Origin of the sequence: Pseudoduganella buxea (assembly GCF_009720835.1) — a bacterium.
GTDB classification, from domain to species: domain Bacteria; phylum Pseudomonadota; class Gammaproteobacteria; order Burkholderiales; family Burkholderiaceae_D; genus Rugamonas; species Rugamonas buxea.
In genome coordinates this window covers 1-2,784 of record NZ_WNKZ01000183.1, presented here as the reverse complement: position 1 = coordinate 2,784, position 2,784 = coordinate 1, and the positions used below count along the sequence as shown (strand labels likewise).

The following is a 2,784-nucleotide window of genomic DNA, read 5'->3' as shown; positions in this document are numbered from 1 at the left end:
AAGCGGGCCTGGTCGTGCTCGACAGCGAAAACGGCGACATCCTGGCCGCCGCCGGTGCCGGCACGGGCCGGGCCGACCGCGCCAACTGGGCCGAAGTGCGCGACTTCGACCGCATGAACCCGGCCCGGGGCCCGCTGCGCCTCCCCGCACTGCAGCACGACGGCGGCGCCCGGCGCAGCCCCGGCTCCACCTTCAAGATCGTCAGCGCGCTGGGCCTGGAGCTGGCGGCACGAAACGATGCGCGCCTCGACGCGCTGCTGGGCGGCGTGCCGCTGGACCAGCTGAACGCCACGGCCAGGGCGCGCGGCTTCGATTTCGCCACCACCGCCGCCACCTACCCGGCCACGGCGCATGGCGCGCGCATCACGAATTACCGCGAGCAGGGCGTCGAGGGGCGCGCCCAGGCGGGCAGGCTGGGGCTGGCCCAGGCCCTGACCTACAGCCTGAACACGTGGTTCGCGTGGGCGGGCGAGCTGTCCGACGCCACCCTGTTCGGCCGGGGCGACGGCGGGGTGCCCGATGCACAGGCGCTCGATGCCGGTGCGCTGGACGAGTCCCGGCCCATCCTGGCTGCCGCGCGACGGCTCGGCTTCGAGCAGCCGGTGCAGCTGGACGGCGGCCTGCTGCCGCCCGGCTTCGCGTGGCGCCAGTACGACGCGCTGCAGGCCACGCCCAGCCACGTCGATCCGATCCGCAGCCGCCACGAGCTGCGCCAGATGAGCATCGGCCTGCGCATGCAGACCACGCCCCTGCAGATGGCCATGGCGGCCGGCGCCATCGGGCAGGGCGCCACCGTCACGCCACGGTTGCTTGTGGCGCTGGACGGACTGGAGGCCGCGCCGCCGGCGCCGCGCGGGCTCGCCGTCCGGCTGGACCGGGTGCGTGCCGGCATGAAAGGCGTCATCGATGCCGGCACGGCAGCGGGGGCCTTCCGCTGCGCCGGTTGCGCCCCGCTGCGCGCCGGCCTGTTCGGCAAGACGGGCACGGCCCCCGTCACGGACAACGAGGCGACCGTGTGGTTCACGGGCTGGCTGGAACCAGGCACCTTGCCGGGGCAGGCCCGCCGTCTCGCCTTCGCGGTATTCGTCAGCCGCTCGGAAGGCACGGGGGGCGATCACGCGGCCCCGGTCGCTGCCGCGCTGCTGGCCACCCTGGCGGGCCAGCGGCCGGAACGTCGAACAGAGGGCAAAACAGCCATGTTAATCGGGCAATGACATCGGCCCGGCCGTGGCATGATCCACCATGCGGCGACGGCTGCCTTCGATTTCCGACGGCCCGCGCCGGCCACGAAGGAAAGCGACGATGCGGTTGCCGGGAACGCGCTATCAGGAGCACGGCTGGGAAGGCGTGCGCAAGCTGCTGGGCCTTTGCTCACTGGCGGCGCTGCGCGCCTGCGACATTGACGCGGTGCTCGATCCGGCCCGGCATGGGACCCTGCTGGACGACTACACGGAAGCGCTGGCGCCGCTGCTGCATGCGGCGGCCCGCCGCGGCGGCACGGCGCCGGGCAACAGCTATGGCGACAGCGTGGCCGACCTGGCCCTGGGCCTGCTGTTCGAGCTGGCGCTGCAACCGGGCCACTGGAGCGCTTTTGCCCATGCGCTGGCGGCGGAACACGCCAGGCAGGGGCCGTTCTGGCGCGAGGCGGGCGGCGACGCACTGCTGCGCAAGAAGGTCAACGACCTGTACGCCACCCTGAGGGACAAGGTCGATGCCGACAACTTCCAGTCCGCCACGGGCCAGGCCTGTTCGCCCAACCGGATCTACACCTACCGCATGCTGGACACGGCCTGCCGCGCCATCGAGGCGGTGTTCGCCGGCTGGCCCGGAACGGCCGCCCAGGTCGGCGCCATCCTGGGGCGCGACGTGACGGCGTCCGGCGGCTATCCGATCGAACTCCGCCAGATGAAGTCGAGCGCGTCCTGCCGCCCCGAATGGATCGTGCGGTGGAGCGAAACACTGGAGCGCTTCGGTGCCGGCCCCGGCCCCCTGCACACGCGCTCGAAACGCTTCGCCAGCCTGCGCAACGGCGTCGACAAGATCGGCGCCATGCTGGCCGACATCGCCGCCTACGAGGAACTGAGCGCCAATGGCGACGGCGCCGATTGGGTGCACGACGCCGGCACGGCCGCCCAATGGCTGGAAGACCTGACACGGGTGTCGGCGCAGTCCGTCGCGGCGGCCAGCACTGCGCCGGACCGCATCCTGCCACCGCCCGGTGACGACGGATCCGAAGGAAACGAGGCGCTTTGCCCGGCCCCCGGCTATGCTCCTGTGATGGCATACGAGCTGGCGCTGGCCGCGCTGCAGGCCGAGGCGCTGCCCGTGCGCCAGGCGGTCTGCCTGAAGCTGCTGGGGCCGGGCGACGACAGTTATCCGGACAGTTGGCGCGACAGCGCGACGGGCGAGCTGCCCACCTTGCAGCAACTGGCGGCGCAGGCCGGCCTGTCCGTGCCGACCCTGCGCAAGCGGCGCGATGCCGCCATCGCCCGTGCCCGACCGGAAGGAGAACAGACTTGAACGACGAATTGAATGATGGCTTGAACGACGATGTGGCGCAGCGGCTGCGGGAACGCCTGCTGCTGGGCCGCGCCGTGCCGGGCGACTACCTGATGCTGGCCGATGCCACCTTGCAGGCCGCGCTCGACGGCAGCCGGGCGCTGACGGCCGGCGAGCTGGCCGCCCTGCAGGCCTCGCCCCTGACCCTGCGGCGCTTTCGCCACCTGGCGCTGGCCAGGCCGCTTGCCAACCGGTCTGCGCCAGCCTGGCGCCGCAGCGCCGGCA

2 protein-coding genes and 1 pseudogene are annotated in these 2,784 nt (G+C 72.7%); all 3 read left to right on the top strand.

Translation table 11 applies throughout. From position 1 onward, the window contains the following. Window positions 1-1,214, top strand: a 1,214-nt coding sequence (locus GM672_RS27350) for a penicillin-binding transpeptidase domain-containing protein (RefSeq protein WP_260115711.1), incomplete at its 5' end; no start/stop codon positions are given. A gap of 88 nt (window positions 1,215-1,302) precedes the next feature. Further along, window positions 1,303-2,520, top strand: coding sequence for a hypothetical protein (locus tag GM672_RS27345; protein ID WP_155473647.1), 1,218 nt, complete (start codon window positions 1,303-1,305; stop codon window positions 2,518-2,520). Then, window positions 2,517-2,784 (top strand): annotated as a pseudogene (locus tag GM672_RS27340) (hypothetical protein); the annotation flags it as partial. The gene GM672_RS27345 and the pseudogene GM672_RS27340, both read left to right, overlap by 4 nt.